19 protein-coding genes are annotated in these 22,934 nt (G+C 49.2%); 11 read left to right on the forward strand and 8 right to left on the reverse strand.

Going from position 1 to position 22,934, the window contains the following annotated elements; all coding sequences use genetic code 11:
• Positions 1-83 precede the first annotated feature (83 nt).
• Together PUQ60_RS06110 and PUQ60_RS06115 are read left to right on the forward strand one after the other, a co-directional pair.
• Positions 84-899: a histidinol-phosphatase gene (locus tag PUQ60_RS06110; protein WP_273381122.1), complete on the forward strand. Its 816-nt coding sequence runs from the start codon at positions 84-86 to the stop codon at positions 897-899.
• Between the two features lie 235 nt (positions 900-1,134).
• Positions 1,135-1,725: a 50S ribosomal protein L25 gene (locus PUQ60_RS06115; RefSeq protein ID WP_022358832.1), complete on the forward strand. Its 591-nt coding sequence runs from the start codon at positions 1,135-1,137 to the stop codon at positions 1,723-1,725.
• Between the two features lie 171 nt (positions 1,726-1,896).
• Here PUQ60_RS06115 and PUQ60_RS06120 read toward each other — a convergent pair whose 3' ends face one another.
• The 5 genes from PUQ60_RS06120 to PUQ60_RS06140 form a co-directional block, all read right to left on the reverse strand.
• Positions 1,897-2,943, reverse strand: coding sequence for a TRAP transporter substrate-binding protein (locus PUQ60_RS06120; protein ID WP_022358831.1), 1,047 nt, complete (start codon positions 2,941-2,943; stop codon positions 1,897-1,899).
• 132 nt (positions 2,944-3,075) lie between these two features.
• The gene (locus tag PUQ60_RS06125; protein ID WP_273381124.1) at positions 3,076-4,365 is read right to left on the reverse strand and encodes a TRAP transporter large permease; all 1,290 of its coding nucleotides are present in this window, start codon (positions 4,363-4,365) and stop codon (positions 3,076-3,078) included.
• A complete protein-coding gene (locus PUQ60_RS06130; RefSeq protein WP_273381126.1) occupies positions 4,365-4,985 on the reverse strand; it encodes a TRAP transporter small permease in 621 nt (206 codons plus the stop codon). The genes PUQ60_RS06125 and PUQ60_RS06130 overlap by 1 nt, the downstream gene beginning before the upstream one ends.
• A gap of 335 nt (positions 4,986-5,320) precedes the next feature.
• Positions 5,321-6,085 carry a type I 3-dehydroquinate dehydratase gene (gene aroD, locus PUQ60_RS06135; protein WP_337955598.1) on the reverse strand — a complete coding sequence of 255 codons (765 nt, stop codon included), beginning with the start codon at positions 6,083-6,085 and terminating at the stop codon, positions 5,321-5,323.
• A 31-nt stretch (positions 6,086-6,116) separates the two neighbouring features.
• Entirely contained in the window at positions 6,117-7,331 is a 1,215-nt protein-coding gene (locus PUQ60_RS06140) for an MFS transporter (protein WP_107001849.1), read from the reverse strand.
• A gap of 317 nt (positions 7,332-7,648) precedes the next feature.
• Between PUQ60_RS06140 and PUQ60_RS06145 the strand changes: the two genes are divergently transcribed.
• From PUQ60_RS06145 to aroE, 5 genes are all read left to right on the forward strand, one after another.
• Positions 7,649-8,605 (forward strand): LysR family transcriptional regulator, encoded by a 957-nt coding sequence (locus PUQ60_RS06145; RefSeq protein WP_273381130.1) that lies wholly within the window; start codon positions 7,649-7,651, stop codon positions 8,603-8,605.
• A gap of 72 nt (positions 8,606-8,677) precedes the next feature.
• Positions 8,678-10,699, forward strand: a complete 2,022-nt coding sequence (locus PUQ60_RS06150) for an FAD-dependent oxidoreductase (RefSeq protein ID WP_273400957.1) — start codon at positions 8,678-8,680, stop codon at positions 10,697-10,699.
• Positions 10,700-10,798: 99 nt separating this feature from the next.
• Positions 10,799-11,686 carry a shikimate dehydrogenase gene (locus PUQ60_RS06155; protein ID WP_022358823.1) on the forward strand — a complete coding sequence of 296 codons (888 nt, stop codon included), beginning with the start codon at positions 10,799-10,801 and terminating at the stop codon, positions 11,684-11,686.
• 145 nt (positions 11,687-11,831) lie between these two features.
• Positions 11,832-12,611 (forward strand): shikimate kinase, encoded by a 780-nt coding sequence (locus tag PUQ60_RS06160; RefSeq protein WP_273379715.1) that lies wholly within the window; start codon positions 11,832-11,834, stop codon positions 12,609-12,611.
• Between the two features lie 48 nt (positions 12,612-12,659).
• The gene (gene aroE, locus PUQ60_RS06165; RefSeq protein ID WP_273379714.1) at positions 12,660-13,529 is read left to right on the forward strand and encodes a shikimate dehydrogenase; all 870 of its coding nucleotides are present in this window, start codon (positions 12,660-12,662) and stop codon (positions 13,527-13,529) included.
• A gap of 69 nt (positions 13,530-13,598) precedes the next feature.
• Here aroE and PUQ60_RS06170 read toward each other — a convergent pair whose 3' ends face one another.
• Together PUQ60_RS06170 and PUQ60_RS06175 are read right to left on the reverse strand one after the other, a co-directional pair.
• On the reverse strand, positions 13,599-15,089 hold the full coding sequence (locus PUQ60_RS06170; protein ID WP_273379712.1) for an ATP-binding protein: 1,491 nt from the start codon (positions 15,087-15,089) through the stop codon (positions 13,599-13,601).
• Between the two features lie 62 nt (positions 15,090-15,151).
• Positions 15,152-15,520 (reverse strand): hypothetical protein, encoded by a 369-nt coding sequence (locus PUQ60_RS06175; protein ID WP_273379710.1) that lies wholly within the window; start codon positions 15,518-15,520, stop codon positions 15,152-15,154.
• A 260-nt stretch (positions 15,521-15,780) separates the two neighbouring features.
• On the opposite strand from PUQ60_RS06175, the gene clpB reads away from it, so the two are divergent.
• From clpB to glyA, 4 genes are all read left to right on the forward strand, one after another.
• Positions 15,781-18,372, forward strand: coding sequence for an ATP-dependent chaperone ClpB (gene clpB, locus PUQ60_RS06180; protein ID WP_273400955.1), 2,592 nt, complete (start codon positions 15,781-15,783; stop codon positions 18,370-18,372).
• A 210-nt stretch (positions 18,373-18,582) separates the two neighbouring features.
• Positions 18,583-19,026 (forward strand): ribose 5-phosphate isomerase B, encoded by a 444-nt coding sequence (gene rpiB, locus PUQ60_RS06185; RefSeq protein ID WP_022358818.1) that lies wholly within the window; start codon positions 18,583-18,585, stop codon positions 19,024-19,026.
• Between the two features lie 129 nt (positions 19,027-19,155).
• A complete protein-coding gene (locus PUQ60_RS06190) occupies positions 19,156-20,304 on the forward strand; it encodes an FprA family A-type flavoprotein (RefSeq protein ID WP_022358817.1) in 1,149 nt (382 codons plus the stop codon).
• Positions 20,305-20,504: 200 nt separating this feature from the next.
• A complete protein-coding gene (glyA, locus tag PUQ60_RS06195; RefSeq protein ID WP_022358816.1) occupies positions 20,505-21,752 on the forward strand; it encodes a serine hydroxymethyltransferase in 1,248 nt (415 codons plus the stop codon).
• 156 nt (positions 21,753-21,908) lie between these two features.
• Here glyA and PUQ60_RS06200 read toward each other — a convergent pair whose 3' ends face one another.
• On the reverse strand, positions 21,909-22,895 hold the full coding sequence (locus PUQ60_RS06200; RefSeq protein ID WP_273379704.1) for an ornithine cyclodeaminase family protein: 987 nt from the start codon (positions 22,893-22,895) through the stop codon (positions 21,909-21,911).
• Positions 22,896-22,934: the final 39 nt, after the last annotated feature.

Consider the following 22,934-nt stretch of genomic DNA (forward strand, 5'->3'; position numbering starts at 1 on the left):
TAGGTAACAAAAAATGCCGTATTTATGCGGCTTGTGGCGTTTCGCAAACGCCTAACAGAGTGAAATAAGAAAGGAGATTACCGATGCTTCATACAGATTTTCACACCCACACCACGTTCTGCGACGGAAAGAGTACACCGCGGGAGATGGTGGAGGCGGCATACCGGATGGGAATGACCGATTTTGGTGTTTCAGGACATGCCGATTTTTCGATGTTTGAGCCGGGATTCGGGATGGACGACGAGAAGCTTCGCCAGTATACCGAAGAACTTCAAGAACTCCGGGAGGAATACCGGGGAAAGATGAATCTCTATATCGGGATCGAGCTGGATGGACTGGGACCGGTGCAGAAAGCAGAGTACGCGATCGGCTCGACCCATGCGCTCATCAAGGATGGCGAATATGTTTGTGTGGATGATACGGAAGAGAAACTGGTAAAAGCAGTCGAGACGCTGTGGCATGGTGACTGGTACGCCTTTGCACGGGAGTATTTCGAGGCAGAGGCGCAGATTTATGACCGGACAAAATGCGATTTCATCGGACATTTTGACCTGTTGACAAAATTTAACGAGGGATATAAACATTTTGACGAGACGAAAGACGCCTATCTGGAACCGGCGATCACGGCGATGCACAAACTGGCGGCTCTGGGGATTCCGTTTGAGATCAACACAGGCGCCATGTCCCGCGGCTACCGGAGTGCGCCGTACCCGTCCGCAGCTCTGTTAAAAGAGCTGTGTGCCTGCGGCGGACGTATCCTCATCAACTCCGACAGCCACAGTACCGACACGATCGGATATGGGTTTAAGCAGGCGCAGGAGCTGGCGGTGGCGTGTGGATTTAAAAGTGTGTGTGCCCTGAAAACGGGTGGCGGATTTAGGGAGATACTTCTTGTATAAAAAAGACAGAAAGAAAAATATACAAATTCTAAATTTCAACCTTAAAAATGCTGAAAATAAAGCCGAAATATTTTTATTTTTAGTGAATCGTTTTCAGAGAACCCTGCTATAATATGAGCCGTAACAAGGAGATAGATACTTAACAAAACCCCATGGCTGAGGGCTGCTAAGCACAATGTGTTTTCCACACAGGGTGTGCGGAAGACGCAGATCAGATTTTTGGAGGAAAAGACAAATGACTACTTTAAAAGCTGAAAAAAGAAGCATGGATGTTAAGGCAAAGAGACTCAGAAGAGAAGGCTATGTAACAGGCAACGTATTTGGCAAGAAGATTCAGGGCTCCATTCCTGTTAAGATGGAAAAGAAAGACGTGGATCGTCTGCTGAAGACCGAGACCAAGGGCGGACAGATTATGCTGGATGTAGAAGGCGAAGTCTACGATGTCCTGATCAAGGAAGTTGACTATGATGCAATGGCAAATCAGGTTGTAGAGATAGATTTCCAGGCGCTGGTAAGCAATGAGAAGGTTCATTCCGTTGCTGAGATTATCTTCGAGAACCACGACAAGGTAGAAGCTGGCGTTCTGCAGGAGGTACTGAAAGAAGTATCGTACCGCGCATTACCGGCTGCACTGGTTGAGAAAGTCAAAGTTGATGTTGGTGAGATGGAGATTGGTGATACGATTCGTGTCAAAGACCTTTCGATCGCAAAAGATAAAGACATTGATATTCTGACCGATCTGGAGGCAGTAGTTGCTACCGTCACAGCGGTTCACAACAATGTACCGGAGACCGATGAAGAGGCTGACGCAGAAGAAGCTAAATAATTGAAGCGCAGTGCCAGGATGAAGCGAAACGGGATGCTGTCCGCAAGGAAGATAAAAAGTTTCGCGGAATGATTGAAACATGAGAAAAGGCGGATGTACTGACCAGATGGTCGGTATATCCGCTTTTGAATTTTGTATGAACTTTTTTACAGACGGTAAAAGAAGATGAGGTTATGGCTCCATATATGCGTCATAAATTTCCGGATCAATATTCTCGCGGATACTCTCATATACGCTTCCAGCCGCCTCCCGGATGGCATCGCGCGTTTCATCCGAGAGAGTTAAAATCGCGGTGCCGCTCGCTTCGATCGTAGCGATACGGTCAAAGATGCGCGCGTCGGACTGTTCTCTGGCATACTCGGTCGCGGTTTTGGCTGCCTGCGTCATGATTTTCTGTTCTTCTGGAGTCAGGTTCTGGAAGAAATCGTCATTGACAATCAGGGAGATCAGATGCGGCAGGTGGTTCGTCTCGACCACATAATCCTGCTGTTCGTAGAGACGGTTGGAGACGATGACCTCATACGGGTTCTCCTGCGCGTCGATCGTGTGCTGCTGGAGACCGATATACACCTCGCTGAAGGTCATCGGCGTCGGATTGGCGCCGATTGCTTTCCAGAATGCGAGATGATAGCTGTTTTCCATGGTACGGATTTTCTGCCCTTTGAAATCCGCCAGGGAGTAAACCGGTTTATTTGTGCTCATGATGCGGAAACCTTGATCTGCCATGCCGAGCAGGTGGTAACCGCCGTCGGTGTACACCTGGCTGATGAGATTGTAAAAATCCGGATCATCCAGCTTTTTGCGGCAGTCATCCAGCGAATCAAAGACGCATGGAAGGTCAAAAACGGCGAGATCCTTCATGAAAGAAACCTGAGGGGCGGTGTTCTGCACGACAAATGGGATATCGCCGTCCGCGCACGTTTCGAGCAGGTCGCGGTCACCGCCGAGTGTGGAGTTGGCGTAAACCTGAATCCGCATTGCGCCGTTGCTTAAGTCATGTACTTCCTCCGCAAATTTTTCGGCAAACAGCTGCGTTACCGTGTCCTCCGGGCTGGCGGTCGCCAGTGGCCAGGAATAGCGCTGTTCTTCCTGGCTGGAGTCGCAGCCGCTCAGCGCGAGCGAGGCGCCGAATAAAAGAACCGAGGAAGAAATGAGCGCCGCAGCGAATCGGGAAGAAGTCCGGCATCGGCGGGACACTAGGTTTGAAATATAAATCATAATGGGAGATCCTTTCAAATTTAAAAACATCCATTTCATATGTGAAATATTCCATTCACAGCCTGAAAGCGTGAAGCAAGTCGTTATATGAAATCTTTCGGAACTTCAACATTTCCAAGCGTCCATTCAGCATTATAACAATCCCAGCGACAAAGCCGGTATAAACGTAATCAGCAGCAGCGCCACCAGGAACAATCCAATCATCGGCATCGCTTTTTTGGCGATCGCCATGATCGGGACGTCGGTCAGGGAGCTGGCGACAAAGAGGTTGACGCCGATCGGCGGGGTTACGAAGCCGATTGCCAGATTGACAACCATGATCACACCGAACTGGACCGGATCCATGTTGATCGCTGTCACGATCGGGAGCAGGATCGGGGTCAGAATCAGGATCGCCGGGGTTGTATCCATGACCATTCCCACGATAAGCAGGAACAGGTTGATGACAAGCAGGATCATGACCGGGCTGTTGAAATGCTCCAGGATAAAGCTGCTGACCGCCTGCGGCACCTGCATCAGGGTCAGGACTCTGGAAAATGCCGTGGAAGCTGCCAGAATAAAGAGGATCGGTGTGAATGTGCGGATCGCTTCCACAAAAATCGGCGGGATATCCCGGAATTTCATGGTCCGGTAGAGGAACAGGCTGACAAACAGGGCATAGAAAACGGAGATAACCGCTGCTTCCGTGGGGGAGGCGATGCCGCTGTAGATACAGCCAAGGATGATGACCGGGCTTAAGAGAGCGAAAAAGCTTTCGCGCAGCACCCGGAACAGCCCTTTTTCGTGCAGCAGATGGATTTCAGCGTGGATTTTTTCTCTATCTTCGCCGTAACGCCGGCAGTGATAGATGGCATACAGCATCAGGAGCAGACCAATCATCAGACCCGGAATGACGCCGGCTAAGAACAGGCTGCTGACAGAGGCACCGGATGCCATGCCGTACATGATAAACGGGATACTCGGCGGAATGATAACGCCCAGACCGCCTGCGACTGCCACGATCGCGGTAGAGAAAGTCCGGTCATAGCCGAGGGCGCTTAAAATCGGGATCGTCATGCTTCCGACGGCTGCGACGGTTGCCGGGGCAGAGCCGGAGATAGCGCCGTAGAAGAGGCAGGTTACGATGACCGCGCATGGCATACCGGCGGTAAAATTGCCAAGAAAGAAGGCGAATATGTCAAACAGCTTCTTGGAAATACCGCCCTTTGCCATGATGATGCCGGATAAGACGAACATCGGCACGGCGAGCAGGGGAAAAGAATCCAGTCCGCCGAACATGGCGCGGATCAGATACTTAGCGCCGACCGTGAAGGACGGGTCAAAAACGGAAGGGAGAACCGAGGCGATACCGAGCGTGATCGATACCGGGATCGCGATGACAAGCAGCACGACAAAGATAACAAATAAGAGAGCAGCAGGCATCAGTGTTCCTCCTTTCCAGATGGTGTATTTGCCTCGATGAGAGATTCGATTTCATTGGATTCCTTGTCCGGCATATCTGCATTTGCATGGATAAAGGATTCCGGTGTATTGCGCTCCGGGTGGGCCGGATCGTAGACATCTTCGCCGCGGGCAACCTTAAATTCGATGATCCAGCGCTGCAGAATGCGGAATGTTACCAGAAGAAAGGAAACAAACGGCGCTGCCTGAATATAGTACATCGGAATCCCGCAGGCGGGGGATAACTGTCCGCTGTGAATGGCGGACATCATGTAAGAGTATGCAAATGGGATCATATAGAGGAAAAAAATCAGCTCAAAGGTGTGGTTGACAACCTTAAAAAGAGCTTTACCTCTGCGTGGAAAGGCAGCGACGAACTGTTCGATCTTGATAGACAGGCACTTTTTGCTGCAATAGCTGACGCTTAAAAAACCGCTCCAGATAAAGAGAAAACGGGTAACCTCCTCGGACAAGGACAGCGACTGCCCAAGCGCGTAGCGGGAAAATATCTGGATTCCCATAATGAGTGTCATCGCAGCCAGCATGACAACCAGCAGAAATTCTTCCAGGTTTTCATCCAGCCAGTGAAGTGTTTTTTTCATGAATAATCCCCTTGTAAATACGGATAATAGGTTGCTGTTTATGCAGGCACGTTTGAAAACGGATGTGCCGCTTGATAACAATAATAGACCTGCGATGGAGGTAGCAGGTCTTGAGTGTCTCGCGGAGAATCCCTCCGTACCCGCAGGTACAGGGATTTCCGGGAGTAAAAAAATAGGTGGCTAAAAGTATAATATAGGCACTTTTGGAACCGAAAGTGCCGTAAGATAGCGTGGTGGCAGCTGGAATTTGCCGTATTTAAATGCGAAGCCACGGCAAATTCAGTTACTGGGCACGTTAGCGTGAACAGTAACCGAATAACTGGATAAGCCAGATATTACATCGCACTGTGAAGCAGTCCCAGTATAGTCTCCAGCTCCTTTACGCCCATCTGACCCGGTGCGGATGCCTTCCTGGCAGCGCCGAAGGTCATGGAAGAACCAAATACCTCGCCGCAGAGACGGCTGATAACGCCGGTGCCAGCCATCGACATGGTAATGATTGGACGGTCCGCATAGAGGGAAGTCATTTCCTCAGTGGCAGAGAGAAGTGTTAAAACATCTTTCTTGTTCTGCGGCATAACTGCGATCTTCGGGATATCTGCATTCATATCCTGCATCTTACGCAGGCGGTAGATGATGTCGGATTTCTCCGGCGTTTTGTGGAAGTCATGGTTGGAAGCGATGACTTTCACGCCAGCCGCATGTGCGCCGTCGATGATCTTGGTTACAATCGCGTCGCCGGTAAAGATCTCTACGTCAATGAAATCGACATAGCCGGTCTGAGCTGCCTTGATGTTCAGCTTTGCGTAATCTTCCGGCTCGATGGATTTCTCGCCGCCCTCTTTGGAGGTACGGAAGGTCATCAGAATCGGAGTCTCGCCGAGAACGGCACGCAGTTCCTTTAAGACGTCTTCTACCTTCTCAAAATCAAAGACACCTTCGAACCAGTCTACACGCCATTCTACCACATCAACCGGAATAGAATCAAACGTTTTGGCCTCGTCGATGATTTCCTGTTTGGTAACGCCTACGATCGGAACGATGATCTTCGGTGTGCCGGAGCCGATTTCGATATTTCTAACTTTGATAGTATTCATAATCAGAGAATCCTTTCATTTTATCAATAAATATTTATTCGTCGCTTTCTGCCAGAGACACCATTTTCGCGTAGCGGGCATTGACAAAGAGTCCTAAGAGAACGCCGATGGCAGTCAGTACGATATTCATTATCATAACATGGGATGGTGCCATTTTGGAAGCGGCAGTCAAAATTGTGTAATTACATAAGGAAGAAGCAATCATAACCAGTGCGGTTACGGTTCCCTTGATTTTCGGGAACAGCATGTTGCAGACGGAGGTTACAATCTGTAACAGACCGCCCGCGCCTGCCCAGCCGATGATGAAAGCGCCTGCAATCATAAGGGTCTGGCTGTGACCGATGAGTACGGCAACCAAAGTAACGAGGCAGATAACCGGGTAAACGAGGATGAAACGTACATCCTTGATTTTACGGGTCAGCAGGGAGGTGACAACGAGCGCCATCAGGGTACCTGCGGAATAGTAGGTCTGCATGATGGACGGGTTCGCCCAGCCTGCATTTTCTTTTGCGAAGTTCTGCGCGCAGTTTAACCATAACTGGAAGGTACCGGTGCAGGTGAAACCAATCACGATCATGGCGATGGACTCAAACGAAAAATTTGTGTGTTTTAAGCTGGCGATGAGTCCCTCGGATTTGCCCTCTGCCTTCTGCTCAGAATCTGGCAGCGGGAACAGGAAAATAAGTACAAATAAAACAGCGTAAATAATACCGCATCCGATAAATAACGGATTGTAAGATACCATGCCGGTGGCGGTGGTTGTCACAGCAACACCGAGTACGAACGGCAGAAGCATCTGCGCGATCGCAATGAAAAATTTGATTCCCATGGTAGCGACACCCGGAGCACTGCTGATAATCTCGGCAACCGCCGGATAGATACCGGTATCAAGGAACGAGTTGGAGATACCTCCGATGATTGCACATACATAAGCGATTTGATAGCCGCCGTTTTGTCCGGCGCTGAATGCGAAAGCAAGTCCAATCAGGTAAACCGCGTAGGAGGCGCTGCCGATCGCGGTTGAGATGCGGCGTCCCAGTTTGTCGGAAAGTGGTCCGGCAAATGGAAGTGCAATCAGACGTCCGAGTCCTAAAGCAGCGGAAATCGCGGTGATCGCCATTGCCTCAACGCCCCAGGCTGCGGCAAGCGCTTCCTTGATGACTGCCTGTCCGAGAATCGAACAGCCGACGCCATGGATAAAGTAGTTTAAGTACATGATAAGTGCACTTGGCAGATATTTCTTGTTCATGATTTTCTCCTTAATTCAAGATCCGCCTGCCGGGCTGCCGTTTCGGAAACCGGGCGGATGATGGCTGATGTTCTGTCACAAACACAAAGGAGATGCCGATATAAAAAGTTCTGTTTTAGTGTTAAAAAAATAACACGTTTGATGCCTTTATTCTAACAATTATTATAGCCGAAGTCTAATACTTTTATAGCAAAAAAACAATGCATTTTAAGCATTAATGTGTTATAAATATGATTATGGAAGTTTGGTGTGATGCATTTACGGCTGATATTGCGAAGGGTTAATACGAAGATACATAAAGACGGGGGACGTTAGGAATGACATTGAATCAGATTTTATATTTTCAGAAGATAGCGAATCTGGAAAATTATCATCAGGCGGCGGAAGAATTATATATATCACAGCCATCCCTGAGCCGGTCGATGGCATCACTGGAAAATGAGCTGGGCGTGACGCTCTTTGAAAAAGAAGGACGCGGGGTGACCCTGACGAAGGCGGGGAGGATGTTTTTGGAGTACGCGGACCGGATTCTCACAGACTGCCACATCGCGGTCGGAAAAATGCGGGAGATTTCGATGGATGGGGGAAAGATCGACATCGGTTACGTGTTTCCGCTGGCCGGCCACTATATCCCGCACCGGGTCAAGCTCTTTTTAGAACAGCCGGAAAATCAAAAGGTTGTGTTTAATTTCTGGCAGAATCACACACCGGCGATTGCAAAAAAGGTAAAAACGGGTGAATTAGATGTAGGCTTTGGCGGCTGTCTGGAAAAGGATGACATGGAATTTTTCCCGGTGGCGAACCAGAAGCTTGTTATCATCACACCGAAGGATCATCCGCTGGCGCAGCGGGAGAGAATTCCATTTGCGGAGCTGAACCGGTATCCGGTAATTGGATACGATAAGGACTCCTGGATGGGGACGCGCACCCGCGCGCTCTATGCGAAATACAACATCCAGCCGGACATTGTCGTGGAGTGCCCGGACGAATATTCGATCGTCGCGCTGGTGCGGGAGAGTTTTGGCATCGCACTGATGCCGCGCACGGACATTCTGGAGCTTTCTCAGGGAGTCTGTATTCACCCGATTGAAAATTTGGACATTTATCACCAGATCTTTATGTTTTGGATGAAAGAACGCTACCGGCTTCCGGCGGTGGAACGCTTTATTGAATATATGAAACAGCAGGCGCGTCAGGACGGTCTGCAGGCGGAACGGGAAACCGATAGCAAAAACGTATTGAAAATTTACCTGAAAGATATTGTTAATTTTTAAGCAAAACGGTTATGATAAAAGTGTCACAAACACAGGGATGCCTCTCATGCAATGGAGAAGGAGAATTTCATCATGAAGAGCAAATACCCGAAAATTTTTGAACCGATTACCATTAAGCGCATGACAATCAAAAACCGTGTTGCCATGACGCCGATGGGTACTAACTATGGCGAGACGAGCGGTGAGATGAGCAACCGCCATATGAATTATTATTCCCTGCGTGCCAAGGGAGGAACTGGTCTGATTATTCTGGAGAATGCCAATATTGAATATCCGGTTGGTTCCAATGGCACAAGCCAGATCCGCATCGATCACGACAGCTTTATGCCGCGTTACTATCAGTTAGTCGAGAATCTTCACAAGAATGGCGCGATGGTAGCGATTCAGGTCAACCATGCGGGTGCTTCTGCATCCTCTGCCAGAACCGGTATGGAGACGGTGTCTTCCTCCAATATCCCGACCAAGGCAGGCGGCGAGATTCCACGTCCGATGACAAAGGAAGAGATCCTGACGACCGTAAAAAAATACGGTGAGGCGGCGAAACGTGTACAGGCGATCGGATTTGATGCGATTGAGATCCACTGCGGTCATTCTTATCTGATGAGTCAGTTTATTTCCCCGTATTACAACAAAAGAACCGATGAATTCGGCGGCTCTGTCGAGAATCGTCTCCGTTTCCCGAAGATGGTTCTGGAAGAGGTGCGGAAAAATGTAGGTCCGTGGTTCCCGATCATCGTCCGTATCTCTGCGGAAGAGCGCGTGCCGGGCGGCAACACGCTGGAAGACACACTGGAATACCTCGAATATCTGGATGAGTACGTAGATATGTACGATGTATCCTGCGGTCTGAACCCGTCCTTACAGTATCAGATTGACTCGAACTTCCTGCCGGATGGCTGGCGTTCCTACATGGCAAGAGCCGTGAAAGATAAATTTGGTAAACCGGTTATCAATGCGGGCAACTACCGCGATCCGGAGGTCGTTGAGAAAGTATTGGAGAGCGGCGATGTCGATATTGTCGGAATGGGACGCGGACTCATTGCAGAGCCGAACTGGGTCAGCAAGGTGCAGAACGGTGAGGAAGAGATTCTCCGTAAATGTATCTCCTGTAACGTCGGCTGTGCGGGCAACCGAATCGGCGTCAACCGCCCGATCCGCTGTACCGTCAACCCGGCTGTTCCGGAGGGCGATATCTACAAGAAGCTGAAAGTCAATAAAAACTGCAACGTAGTTGTAGTCGGCGGCGGTACAGCCGGTCTGGAAGCAGCCTGCACGGCAGCCGAGGTTGGATGCAACGTATTCTTATTAGAAAAGAGTGGTAAATTAGGCGGACTTTCCACCTTCATCTCCGACCTGCCAAGCAAGAACCGTATGAAAGACTTCCCGAAATATCTGGAAGCACGTGCGAAGAGACTGAAAAACCTGTATGTTTTCCTGAACTGCGAGGCAACCGTGGACAAGATCAAACAGTTCAAGCCGGATATCATTGTCAACGCAACCGGTTCTGTTCCAGTCGTTCCGCCAATCAAGGGACTCAAGGAAAACATCGCAGCCGGTCATGTCGATACCATTTTCGAGATGATTCAGAAAGTAAAAGCCGGAGAATACCCGGATGATTTCTGCAAGGGCAAAAAAGTGGTTGTAGTCGGCGGCGGCTCCGTTGGTCTGGATGTTGTGGAGTATTTCGCACCGCGCGGCGCGGAGTGTACCATCGTGGATATGCTCCCGCAGATTGGTATGCTGGCAGATCCGATCACGAAATGTTCCATGCGTGAGACCCACGACAAATATGGTGTGAAAGAGTACGTGAATACTGCGCTGCAGGAAGTCAAAGAAAACGCATTTACCGTGAAGCTGCCAGATGGCACGATCGAGGATCTGAACTTTGACCTCGGCTTCAACTGTCTGGGAATGCGCGCCAACAATCCAATTCTGGTACAGCTTGAAGAGGCATTTGACAACACAGATACCTTCATTTACCCGATCGGAGACTCTGTCCGCGCCCGCCGTATCATGGAGGGAACGATGGAAGGACGTGCGATTCTGAATGTGCTGGAAGCGAGAGGATTTTTAGAGCTGGCACCGTTGGAGTAAGAAATTGAATATCGTATTTGAAAGATTCTGACTGTTCGCTGAACGAATGATATCATTTTATTTGATTATAAAAAATAGAGAAGAAAAGAGGAAATTATCATGCCAAACATTACAGGACATACCGAATTAGTAGGATTAATGGCTTACCCGATCCGTCATACACAGTCTCCGACCACCCACAACCTTGCCTATGACAAGAATGGCGACGATGTTATCCAGCTTGCGTTCGAGGTAGACAACGATACCCTGGAAGCAGCGGTTGAGAGTATCCGTGCGCTGAAGATGCTGGGTTCCAACATCTCCATGCCGAACAAGACCGTCGTTCACAAATATCTGGATGAGGTAGATGAGGCTGCAAAGCTGTGCGGCGCGATCAACACTGTAGTCAACACCCGTGACAAAGACGGCAATGTAACCGGATACCTGAAGGGTTACAACACTGACGGTATGGGCTACTGGCAGGGAATTAAGGAAGAAGGCATTGATTTCAAGGGAATGAAGATGGTTCTCATCGGTACCGGCGGTGCAGCAACCGCTATCGCAGTACGCGGCGCATTGGACGGCATTGCAGAGCTGCATATCTTCAATATCAAAGATAAATTCTATGCACGCGGCGAGGAGATCGTTGATATCATCAACAAGAACTCTAACTGCAAGGCCGAGATGCATGACCTGGGCGATCTGGCACTCTTAAAAGAGAAAATGCACGAAGCAGACATTTTCTGTGATGCAACCGGCGTTGGTATGCACCCGCTGGAGGATCTGTCCAATATCCCGGATCCGTCCTATTTCCGCAAGGATCTGATCGTAACTGATACGGTATATGCACCGCGTGAGACCGTGATGATGAAGCAGGCCAAAGAAGCTGGCTGCACCCGCGTATACAACGGCATGAGCATGATGCTGTTCCAGGCGCTGATCGCGATTGAACTGTATACAGGAAAATCAACACCGGTGGATTACATGAAGGAGAAGCTAGGAATCTAATTAAACTATATCCCCTACAGTTATACCTGCTATTCCGCATTAGCACTTGCGTTCATATCCTGATTCGGGTATAATAATAAAACACACTTTCAATGTAAAGTGCAAAAGTGATTTGAATGAATACAAGTGAAGAAGGATGAGACAGATGGATGAATTAAAGAAGCTGCGAAATGATTTGGACATGTGCGACGAGATTCTGATCGATGCCCTGCGGATGCGCTGCCAGATTATCCAGGAGATTACAAATTATAAACAGAAAAACGGACTTCCGATTTACCAGGCAGAGGAGGAAGAGCGCAAGAAGAGCAAGATGCTTGCGAAGCTGGATGATTATGAATACAAAAAGTCAATCATGGCAGTTTACGACAGCATCCTCTACCGGAGCAAACGGATCCAGTCCCATGAGTTGTTTGGGTTCAATATTTTCCTGATCGGATTTATGGGAGTCGGAAAGAGCACCGTTTCGAATGCACTGCAGAATACCTTTGCGATGGATGTGGTGGAAATGGATGAAATGATCGCGAAAAAGAACAACATGAGCATTTCCGAGATCTTCGATCTGCACGGCGAGGCATATTTCCGCAACGAGGAGACAAACCTGCTGAAGGAAGTAGGGAAAGAGAAAAATAAGATTGTATCCTGCGGCGGCGGTGTGGCGATGCGGGAGGTCAATATCCAGGAGATGAAGAAGAGCGGCAAGGTTATACTTCTGACTGCAAAGCCGGAGACGATTCTGGAGCGTGTCAAAGAGAACCATGACCGTCCGCTTCTGGAAAATAATAAGACAGTGGAATATGTTTCCGAACTGATGGAGAAGCGCAGACCGGCGTATGAAGCGGCAGCGGATATTGTGATCGCGACCGATGGAAAATCAGCGAATGAGATCTGCGAGGAGATCATTGCACAGGTGAAGAAGTTTAAATAATGTGACTGCTCAGAAAGTTCTGACAGAGAAAACGAAAGGGGAAAAAAGATGTCGAATCATATCACAGGACACACAGTTTTACTTTGTTTACTGGGAAGCCCGGTCGCACACAGTGTTTCGCCGGAGATGCACAACGAGGCGTGCAGCCAGTTGGGTCTGGATTATACATATCTGGCGTTTGATGTGCCGGAAGAGAAGATGCCGCAGGCGGTTGAGGGACTGCGGACGATGGGCGCGCGCGGCTGGAATATCACGATGCCGGGCAAAAATATCATGTGCAAGCTGGCAGACAAGGTTTCACCGGCTTCCGAGATTTCCGGCGCCTGCAATACGATTGTCAACGACGACGGTGTTCTGACTGCTTATACGACCGATGGCGTCGGATTTATGCGTGCAGTTGCAGAAAATGGTGTAGACATCATTGGCAAGAAAATGACGCTTTTAGGCGCTGGCGGCGCCGCAACCGCGATTCTTGTACAGGCAGCTTTAGACGGCGTGGCAGAAATTAACGTATTTAACGTCAAGGACGCGTTCTATCCGAGAGCCGAGGAGATTGTAAAGAAACTGAACGAGCGCACAGGGTGCAAGGTAACCCTGCATGACTACTCCGATCCGGAGATCCTGCGCCAGTCCATCGCAGACAGCGCGATTCTGGTAAATGGTACTTCCGTCGGCATGGCTCCGAAGACAGACAACACGATCATTACTGATACAACGATGTTCCACAAAGACCTGTTCGTATTCGATGTCATCTACAATCCTCAGGAGACCCGTTTACTGCGCGAAGCAAGAGCGGCAGGCTGCAAGACCAGCAACGGTATGTACATGCTTCTCTATCAGGGAGCTGCATCCTTTGAACTCTGGACAGGACAGCAGATGCCGGTGGAGATCATTAAAGAGAAATATTTTACAAAATAGGATTTGAAGAACGGCACACCGCATTCTCGTTACTTAGTGATGAGAATGCGGTGTGCCGTTTTTCATCATTTATAAACCTTTATGCCCACAAATCTGCTCCTCCAGCACACTCATCAGCACCTTCATATCAATCGGCTTCGCCACATGATCATTCATTCCGGATTCCAGCGCCCGCTCTTTATCCTCTGTAAATGCATTCGCTGTCATCGCAACGATCGGAATGCCAGCCTTCTTCTTATCCGAAAACCGCCGGATCGCCCGCGTTGCCTTGTAGCCGTCCATGATCGGCATCTGGATATCCATCAGAATCAAATCATAATAATCTTCCGGCGCTTTTTGCAGCATTTCCAGGCAGGCAACCCCGTCATTTGCCCGTTCGACCAAAAGCCCCTCGCGGGTCAAAAGTTCGATGGAAATTTCGGCGTTCAGATCATTATCCTCCGCAAGAAGAATCCGGCAGCCGGATAGAGTCTGGGCAGCTGTTTCATCGAATGCGGTAGGCTCTGTTTCCTCCCGCGAGGAAATCCGGCATGGGATCCGGACAGTAAACGTTGAACCTTCTCCGAGCTTGCTCTTTACCTCGATCGTTCCATGCATCAGATCCACCAGATTTTTCACGATTCCCATGCCAAGCCCGGTGCCTTCAATGCCGCTGACGGTGGAAGAACGCTCCCGTGAAAATGATTCAAAAATATGCGACTGGAATTCCTCGGAAATGCCGATGCCGGTATCGGTGATTGCGATTTCTGTGATACACCAGCCGTCCGTTTCACCAGGCTCCTGGCGGAGGGCACAGGAGATCGTCCCGCCCTTGGCGGTATATTTGATCGCATTGCTCAAAATATTCAATATAATTTCGGACATATACGTCATGTCAATGTAGATATATGGGTACGAAATGTCCTTGTTCACATGAAAATGCTGCTGTTTTTCTTCCAGGGCAGTCTGAACCATGACGATACAGGAATCAAAACTTTTCTCAGTCTGGACGGAGGTTTCTTCAATGTGTATCTGGTTATTCTCAATCTGTGAAAACTGAAGAATATTGTTGATGATAGAGAGCATCTTTTCACCGGAAATATGGATCTTGTCCATATATTCACCGATTTTTTCCGGTTCCTGCAGATGGTTTCTGGCAAGTTCTGCGTAACCGAGGATCGCATTCATCGGTGTCCGGATATCATGTGACATATTGAACAGGAAGGTCGATTTCGCCTTGTTGGCTGCCTCTGCTGCTTTTGCGGTCTGTTCCAGAAGCAGCTGCTGGGTGAGTTCTCTGGACTTCTGCTTCTTTGTATAAAAATAGGAAATAACAATTAGCAGAAGTGCTATCATGCTCGCGGCAGCGGCGATTCCAAAGGAGGAACGGTTGATCGCCTCAATCGATCGGTAAGTGTCTTCCATATCAATCTCGATACAAAGGGCACCGAGAATGTCATTGGTTCCGTCGGAGGCAATGACCGGATAGCAGGCGGTAAAAATATGCCCCCATGTGGTATCAATGATCTTTTGTGAGTGGATCGTTTTGCCGGAGAGGGCAGCTTCCAGATACGGAACCATTTCCTCTTCCAGGTAGGTGCCCGGATAAGCAAAATCAGGTGCTTCCAGATCCAGGCCATCGATCAGGTAGATGGGTTTTCCGCCCGGTCCACGCTTGGCAGTGTATAAGTAGCGCGCGTCGAATTGAGGCTGCGAAGCTCATTTAAATAAGACTGCAGGCTTCGATACTGCGCGGAGTTCATATCGGATTTTGTATTGATCTGTTCAAAATCTGCCCGCGTCAGCCGGCTCGATATCGCCCGGTGAACCGCGTCCGAACAGGAAATATTCCGTTCTACGGCGGCGCTCAGGGTGATGCGGCTGTTGCTTTTCAGCAGTGCAACGGTGTATAAGGAAATGAAAAATACTGCCAGAAGAAGCAAAAAGGTAAAGTTAAAGGCATGATAAGAAAAGCTTCTTGATGGGATATTTTCGTTGGATGGATGATTCATAAGTTAGATTCAACTTTCATGTAAATGCAGGGTTTATAGTTAAAAAACAGATCGAGTTGTTGATAATAAATGTAACATAAAACAGGTAAATCGGCAAGAAAGATATGCTTACATGAAAATTTTAAAAAAAAAGTTTTCACAAATTCTTCATAAAAAATTAGCACTCTACTCTTGACAGTGCTAACAACAAGTGTTATATTACTGCTAGAACAAAAGAAGACCAAAAGGTTTTCACAGATTGTTCGAAAGGAGGCAGGTTTATGAATATCAGTAAATTTACCCAGAAGTCTCTGGAAGCCGTTCAAAATACGGAAAAGCTGGCGTATGAATATGGAAACCAGCAGATTGATCAGGAACATTTGCTGTACAGTCTTTTGACTGTGGAAGACAGCTTGATTTTTAAATTAATAACAAAGATGGGAATCTCGGGCGACCAGTTCCGTGATGAGGTGCAGCAGGCGATTGGAAAGCTGCCGAAGGTATCCGGCGGTCAGGTGTATTTCTCCAACGATGCCAACAAGGTGCTGGTGAACGCGGAGGACGAAGCCAAGGCGATGGGGGACGAGTATGTTTCCGTCGAGCACTTATTTCTGGCGATGTTAAAACAGCCGAATAAGGCGGTCAAGGAACTGTTCCGTCTCTACGGCATTACGAAAGAGAGCTTTTTGCAGGCGCTTTCGACCGTGCGCGGCAACCAGCGTGTCGTCAGCGATAATCCGGAGGCAACGTATGACACTTTAAATAAATACGGTTACGATCTGGTGGAACGTGCGAGAGATCAGAAGCTCGATCCGGTCATCGGCCGTGACAGTGAGATCCGTAACGTGGTTATGATTCTCTCCAGAAAGACGAAAAACAACCCGGTTCTGATTGGTGAACCTGGCGTCGGTAAGACAGCCGTTGTCGAAGGACTGGCACAGCGTATCGTGCGCGGCGATGTCCCGGAGGGCTTGAAGGACAAGAAATTGTTTGCCCTGGATATGGGAGCTCTGATGGCGGGCGCGAAGTACCGCGGCGAGTTCGAAGAGAGACTGAAAGCGGTGCTTGACGAGGTCAAGAAGAGCGAGGGACAGATTATTCTGTTTATCGATGAGCTGCATACGATCGTCGGCGCGGGCAAATCCGAGGGCGCGATGGATGCCGGGAATATGCTGAAGCCGATGCTGGCGAGAGGTGAACTGCACTGTATCGGTGCGACGACCCTGGATGAGTACCGTAAATATATCGAAAAAGACGCGGCTCTGGAACGTCGTTTCCAGCCGGTTCACGTTGATGAGCCGACCGTGGAAGATACGATTTCCATTCTGCGTGGTCTGAAAGAGAGATATGAGGTTTACCACGGAGTCAAGATTACCGACTCTGCGCTTGTATCGGCGGCAATCCTCTCGGATCGTTATATCACGGATCGTTTCCTTCCGGATAAGGCGATCGACCTGGTCGATGAAGCGTGCGCGATGATCAAGACCGAGATGGATTCAATGCCGGCGGAGCTGGATGAACTGTCGAGACGTATCATGCAGTTGCAGATTGAAGAGGCTGCGCTTAAGAAAGAGACTGACCACTTAAGTCAGGATCGTCTGGCAGAACTGCAGAAAGAACTGGCAGAACTCAAGAGCAGCTTTTCGACCCAGAAAGCCCAGTGGGAGAATGAAAAATCTTCCGTTGATAAGCTGTCCAAGCTGCGTGAAGAGATTGAACATGTAAATGGCGAGATTCAGGCAGCGCAGCAGGCGTATGACCTCAACAAAGCGGCTGAACTCCAGTACGGCAAGCTGCCGGAACTGCAGAAACAGTTGGAGGAAGAGGAAGAGAAAGTGAAAAATCAGGATCTCAGTCTGGTACATGAGAGTGTCACCGAGGATGAGATTGCCCGGATTATTTCGAAGTGGACCGGTATTCCGGTTGCCAAACTGACCGAGAGCGAGCGCAGCAAGACCCTGCATATGGACGAACTGCTGCATAAACGTGTCATCGGACAGGATGAGGGCGTTACCAAGGTAACGGAGGCGATTATCCGTTCCAAAGCGGGCATCAAGGATCCGACGAAACCAATCGGTTCGTTCCTGTTCCTAGGTCCGACCGGTGTCGGCAAGACAGAGCTTGCAAAAGCGCTGGCGGAGGCATTGTTTGACGATGAGAACAACATGGTTCGTATCGATATGAGTGAATACATGGAGAAACATTCCGTTTCCCGTCTGATCGGAGCGCCGCCAGGATATGTCGGATATGACGAGGGCGGTCAGCTGACCGAGGCAGTACGGCGCAAACCGTATTCCGTTGTCCTCTTCGATGAGGTTGAGAAAGCGCACCCGGATGTATTTAACGTCCTGCTGCAGGTTCTGGATGATGGACGTATCACGGATTCGACCGGCAAAACTGTCGATTTCAAGAATACGATCCTGATTATGACCTCCAACATCGGTTCCCAGTATCTGCTGGATGGCATCGATGAAAAGGGACAGATCAAGCCGGAGGCGGAAAGCTCCGTTATGCATGACTTGAGAGCGCACTTCCGTCCGGAGTTCCTGAACCGTCTGGATGAGATTATTCTCTTTAAGCCGCTGACGAAAGGCAACATCGGAGGCATCATTGAGCTTCTGATTGCAGATGTCAACAAACGTCTGGCGGATAAGGAGTTAAAGATTGCCCTGACGGACGAGGCAAAGGATTTCATCATTGAAAATGGCTACGATCCGGTTTACGGTGCAAGACCGCTGAAACGGTACCTGCAGAAGAACGTTGAGACACTGGCAGCGAAGCTGATTCTGGCGGACGGCGTCCGTGCGGGCGATACGATAGAGATCGGGCTTTCGGATGGCAAGCTGACGGCTTCGGCTGTTCATAGCGCGTAAGCGGAAAACGTCTTACGGCGGATTTATAACTATTATATAGAAGAAACAATAGGGCGCGGAGAAGTGCGAAAGAGCTTCCTCTGCGCTCTTTTTATGTATTTCTGAGATTTTCACAGTCTTGACATTGCCCGGCAACTTTACTAAAATGATTCCATAATGACCGGACTATATCATTTGTTCCGGAAGTCAGTCAGATGAGGAGAAGATGAGATGAAAATTGCGATTGGAAATGACCATTCGGCGGTAGAACTGAAGAACATTATTGTGGATTTCCTGAAAGAAAAAGGAATCGAAGTGTTAAATCTGGGTACAGACAGCAGCGAGAGCTGTGATTATCCAGTTTATGGAGAGAAGGTAGGTCGTGCAGTTGTTTCCGGCGAAGCCGATTTGGGTATCGCAATCTGCGGTACCGGTCTTGGTATTTCACTGGCAGCTAACAAGGTAAAAGGCGTGCGCGCCTGCGTATGCAGCGAGCCGTACACAGCGGTGATGTCCCGCCGCCACAACGATGCCAATGTACTTTGCTTCGGCGCCCGCGTGGTAGGAAGTGAGCTTGCGAAGATGATTGTTGACGAATGGATCAACGCAGAATTTGAGGGCGGACGCCATCAGAGACGCGTGGATATGATTATGGCGATTGAGGAGAAAGACTGATTCAGAGTCAGAGGTAACGGATGAAATCATAAGGCAGGCTGACAGCAGGATGCGGGATGCCTGTGAGAACAAAAAGAGGCAGCTGTAAAGAGATGGAGCAGCCGCGAAAAGAACAGGAGGAAGCAGGAAATGATCACAGAAGATATTCGCTACATCGGTGTAAACGACCATGACATTGACTTGTTTGAGGGGCAGTATCAGGTGCCAAATGGTATTTCATATAACTCATACGTGATTATGGATGAAAAGATCGCGATCATGGATACGGTAGACAAGCGCAAACAGACGGAATTTCTGGAAAATCTGGAAACTGCACTGGCTGGAAGAACCCCGGATTATCTGGTAATCAGCCACATGGAGCCGGATCATGCATCAAGTATCCAGGCAGTCGTAGAACGGTACCCGGAAATCACACTGGTAGGCAATGCGAAGACATTTCCGATGCTGAAACTGTACTTTGATCTTGATACCAGCCGTGCGCTGACGGTCAAGGAGGGCGATACCCTGAAACTGGGGCGCCATGAGCTGACGTTCGTCATGGCACCGATGGTACACTGGCCGGAGGTTATGGTAAGCTATGATTCCTGCGACAAGGTGCTGTTCAGCGCCGACGGTTTCGGCAAGTTCGGTGCGCTTGATGTGGATGAGGACTGGGACTGCGAGGCGAGACGCTATTATTTCAATATTGTAGGAAAATATGGAATGCAGGTGCAGACACTTCTTAAGAAAGTAGCCGGTCTTGAGATCCAGCTCATCTGCCCGCTGCATGGACCGGTTCTGAAAGAGACGATCGGTCATGTGCTTGAAAAATACCAGATTTGGAGCAGCTACGGCGTCGAGTCTGAGGGGGTATTTATCGCATATGCGTCCCTGCATGGCAATACCGAGGATGCGGCGAAGAAATGCAAGGAAATTCTTGAGAAAAAAGGATGCCCGAAGGTGGCAATCGCGGATCTGGCGCGCGGTGATATGGCGGAGGCGCTGGAAGATGCATTCCGGTATGGAAAAATTGTATTGGCAGCACCGTCCTATGACGCGGGTGTGATGCCGGTTATGGCAGATTTCCTGCACCACTTACAGAGCAAGAATTACCAGAAACGCACCGTTGCCCTGATTGAAAACGGTTCCTGGGCGCCGAGTGCAGCGCGCACGATGAAGGGAATGCTGGATGCGATGAAGGAGATCACGGTGGTTGAACCGGTCGTTACGGTTCGCGGGGCGCTCAAGGAGAGCGATATTCCGTCGCTGGAGCAGATGGCGGAAGCGCTGCTGGCATAAGAAGCGTCTGGTGACAGAATGAGCTTGTTTGCTTTTGTCAGATGGCGAAGTAAATGAGCAGAGAAATTCAAAAAATTGCGAAATAGTGAGCGTATTTAATGAGACTTGAAAAAGGCTTTTTTAAATAAAAAATCCGGAGAGACAAAAAATCCACTTGATGATTTTGTATGGATGACAGAAAAAGAATAGGAGAAACAGACATGGTAGATGAGGTAATGAAGTTCATTACAGAGGCAGACCCGGAAGTGGGAGAAGCCATTGAAGCAGAGGCAGCCCGTCAGAGAAGAAACCTGGAGCTGATCGCTTCGGAGAATATTGTATCGGAGCCGGTTATGATGGCGATGGGATCGGTATTAACCAACAAATATGCGGAGGGATATCCGGGAAAACGTTACTACGGCGGATGCCAGTGTGTCGATGTTGTAGAGTCCATCGCGATCGAGAGAGCGAAAAAACTGTTTGGCTGTGATTATGCAAACGTACAGCCGCATTCCGGCGCGCAGGCAAACATGGCGGTATTTATCGCAATGCTGAAACCGGGTGATACTGTTATGGGCATGAACCTGGATCACGGCGGACATCTGACACACGGAAGCCCTGTCAATTTCTCCGGTTTATATTTCAACATTGTGCCGTATGGTGTCGATGACAATGGCGTGATTGATTACGAAGAGGTAGAGCGCATTGCACTGGAAGCAAAACCGAAGCTGATCATTGCAGGTGCAAGTGCCTATGCAAGAGAGATTGATTTCAAACGTTTCCGTGAAATTGCAGACAAAGTAGGCGCATACCTGATGGTCGATATGGCTCATATCGCTGGTCTGGTAGCAGCCGGTCTTCACCAGAGCCCGATTCCGTATGCAGATGTTGTTACGACAACCACTCATAAGACACTGCGCGGACCGAGAGGCGGTCTGATTCTGGCAAATAAGGAAGCAGCTGAGAAGTTCAACTTCAACAAGGCGATTTTCCCGGGAACCCAGGGCGGTCCGTTAGAGCACATCATCGCTGGCAAGGCAGTCTGCTTCGGCGAGGCGCTGAAACCAGAATTTAAAGAGTATCAGCTTCAGGTAAAGAAGAATGCAGCAGCGCTGGCAGCCGCACTTCAGAAGCAGGGATTCAAGATTCTGACCGGCGGAACCGATAACCACCTGATGTTAGTCGATCTGCGCGGCATGGATATTTCCGGTAAAGAGCTGCAGAACCGCTGCGATGAAGTATACATTACCCTGAACAAAAACACCGTTCCGAACGACCCGAGAAGCCCGTTCGTTACCTCCGGTGTCCGCATTGGTACTCCGGCTGTTACCACCCGTGGACTCAAAGAAGAAGACATGGAAGTCATCGCAGAGTGCATCTGGCTGGCAGCTACCGACTTCGAGAACAAGGCAGATTACATCCGTGCGGAAGTGACGAAGCTGTGTGAGAAGTATCCGTTATATAAATAAGTAGAGAAGAATACGGAGCGAAAAATTTGCCAGTCTATAGATTCAGAAAAATGCTGGAAAATTAATGCACAAATAACAATAAGAAAAAGGCTGTATTACCTGCCGCATGGAAGCGCGCGGTGGGTGATACAGCCTTTTTTATTTCAACCATTTTTCCTAGAAATTAAGTTTTTGTCCAATTCCTTTTTCCAACGCTTTTTCATAGATAAGCTGTGCTGTCCGCACATCAAAAAGTCCCATGCCGACGGATTTAAAGCAGCGGGTTTCATTCTGCTCATGCGGATGTCCCTGCTTGGTATCTTCGATCAGATCCTCGATAAAGTGGACGCGCTCCTGTGTCAGAACGCCCTTTTCCAGCGGAATTTTCAGATCGCCGCTCTCCTCGCAGGCATACGGAAGCTCGGTGTACGCGTTCTTGACGAGTTTCCACACCGCATCCGGCAGTTCGCGCCGTTCCGGACGCCAGGAGCCGATGGCAACAAAGCATTTACCGCGAAGCAGCTCTTCATCATCCGGGTAGACCGGATCGATCGCCTGGGTGGCGGAGATCAGGACGCGGCTGTGCTCAGCCAGTTCACGGGTATCCGCGCAGGTATGAATCTGGATGGCGTTTTTTCCAAACGATGCCAGACGCGCCGATAAGCGCTCGATAAAGCCGGAAAGATCCTTAGCGTATGCGTCATACAGATAAATATCTGTGATCGGGCGCACCTCGCAGGCATAGAGAAGTTGGTGTAGTCCCTGCATACCGCAGCCAACCAGACCAACTGAGGCAGCATCCTCTGGAGCCAGATAGCGCAGTGCGACACCGCCGACCGCACCGGTCCGCATTGCGGTCAGGGCACTTCCGTTCATAATCGCCTTCGGCAGACCGGTCTTTGCGTTATTTAAAATCATAAGTCCGTTCAGATACGGAATTCCCAGAGAGGGATTGTCCGGAAATTCAGATAACATCTTTGTACCGATGACGGAATCCAGAAAACACGGCATATAGAGCATCATATTTTTATCACGCTGTGCGATAAAACGATCCGGCATCTTGTAATTACCACTTTTGTGAATCGCATACGCATCTTCAATCGCGTCCATGACATCCTCTAAGGTGACGGACTGCCACATTTCTTGTTCGCTGAGAAATAACATATCAAAACCTCCTGAATATTTATGAATGAAATAAAACAT

The sequence above is a fragment of the Clostridium sp. AF02-29 genome (assembly GCF_934835585.1).
Classification (GTDB): Bacteria; Bacillota; Clostridia; order Lachnospirales; family Lachnospiraceae; genus Otoolea; species Otoolea fessa.

Excerpts from the sequence above, each read along its gene's own strand:
- PUQ60_RS06120 (WP_022358831.1), bottom strand. The coding sequence starts at position 2,943 with ATGATTTATATTTCAAACCTAGTGTCCCGCCGATGCCGGACTTCTTCC.
- rpiB (WP_022358818.1), top strand. The coding sequence starts at position 18,583 with ATGAAAATTGCGATTGGAAATGACCATTCGGCGGTAGAACTGAAGAAC.
- PUQ60_RS06125 (WP_273381124.1), bottom strand. The coding sequence starts at position 4,365 with ATGCCTGCTGCTCTCTTATTTGTTATCTTTGTCGTGCTGCTTGTCATC.
- PUQ60_RS06175 (WP_273379710.1), bottom strand. The coding sequence starts at position 15,520 with ATGAATCATCCATCCAACGAAAATATCCCATCAAGAAGCTTTTCTTAT.
- glyA (WP_022358816.1), top strand. The coding sequence starts at position 20,505 with ATGGTAGATGAGGTAATGAAGTTCATTACAGAGGCAGACCCGGAAGTG.
- PUQ60_RS06130 (WP_273381126.1), bottom strand. The coding sequence starts at position 4,985 with ATGAAAAAAACACTTCACTGGCTGGATGAAAACCTGGAAGAATTTCTG.
- PUQ60_RS06160 (WP_273379715.1), top strand. The coding sequence starts at position 11,832 with ATGGATGAATTAAAGAAGCTGCGAAATGATTTGGACATGTGCGACGAG.
- aroE (WP_273379714.1), top strand. The coding sequence starts at position 12,660 with ATGTCGAATCATATCACAGGACACACAGTTTTACTTTGTTTACTGGGA.
- PUQ60_RS06145 (WP_273381130.1), top strand. The coding sequence starts at position 7,649 with ATGACATTGAATCAGATTTTATATTTTCAGAAGATAGCGAATCTGGAA.
- PUQ60_RS06170 (WP_273379712.1), bottom strand. The coding sequence starts at position 15,089 with ATGGTTCCGTATCTGGAAGCTGCCCTCTCCGGCAAAACGATCCACTCA.
- PUQ60_RS06190 (WP_022358817.1), top strand. The coding sequence starts at position 19,156 with ATGATCACAGAAGATATTCGCTACATCGGTGTAAACGACCATGACATT.
- PUQ60_RS06110 (WP_273381122.1), top strand. The coding sequence starts at position 84 with ATGCTTCATACAGATTTTCACACCCACACCACGTTCTGCGACGGAAAG.
- PUQ60_RS06150 (WP_273400957.1), top strand. The coding sequence starts at position 8,678 with ATGAAGAGCAAATACCCGAAAATTTTTGAACCGATTACCATTAAGCGC.
- PUQ60_RS06200 (WP_273379704.1), bottom strand. The coding sequence starts at position 22,895 with ATGTTATTTCTCAGCGAACAAGAAATGTGGCAGTCCGTCACCTTAGAG.
- PUQ60_RS06140 (WP_107001849.1), bottom strand. The coding sequence starts at position 7,331 with ATGAACAAGAAATATCTGCCAAGTGCACTTATCATGTACTTAAACTAC.
- PUQ60_RS06155 (WP_022358823.1), top strand. The coding sequence starts at position 10,799 with ATGCCAAACATTACAGGACATACCGAATTAGTAGGATTAATGGCTTAC.
- clpB (WP_273400955.1), top strand. The coding sequence starts at position 15,781 with ATGAATATCAGTAAATTTACCCAGAAGTCTCTGGAAGCCGTTCAAAAT.
- PUQ60_RS06115 (WP_022358832.1), top strand. The coding sequence starts at position 1,135 with ATGACTACTTTAAAAGCTGAAAAAAGAAGCATGGATGTTAAGGCAAAG.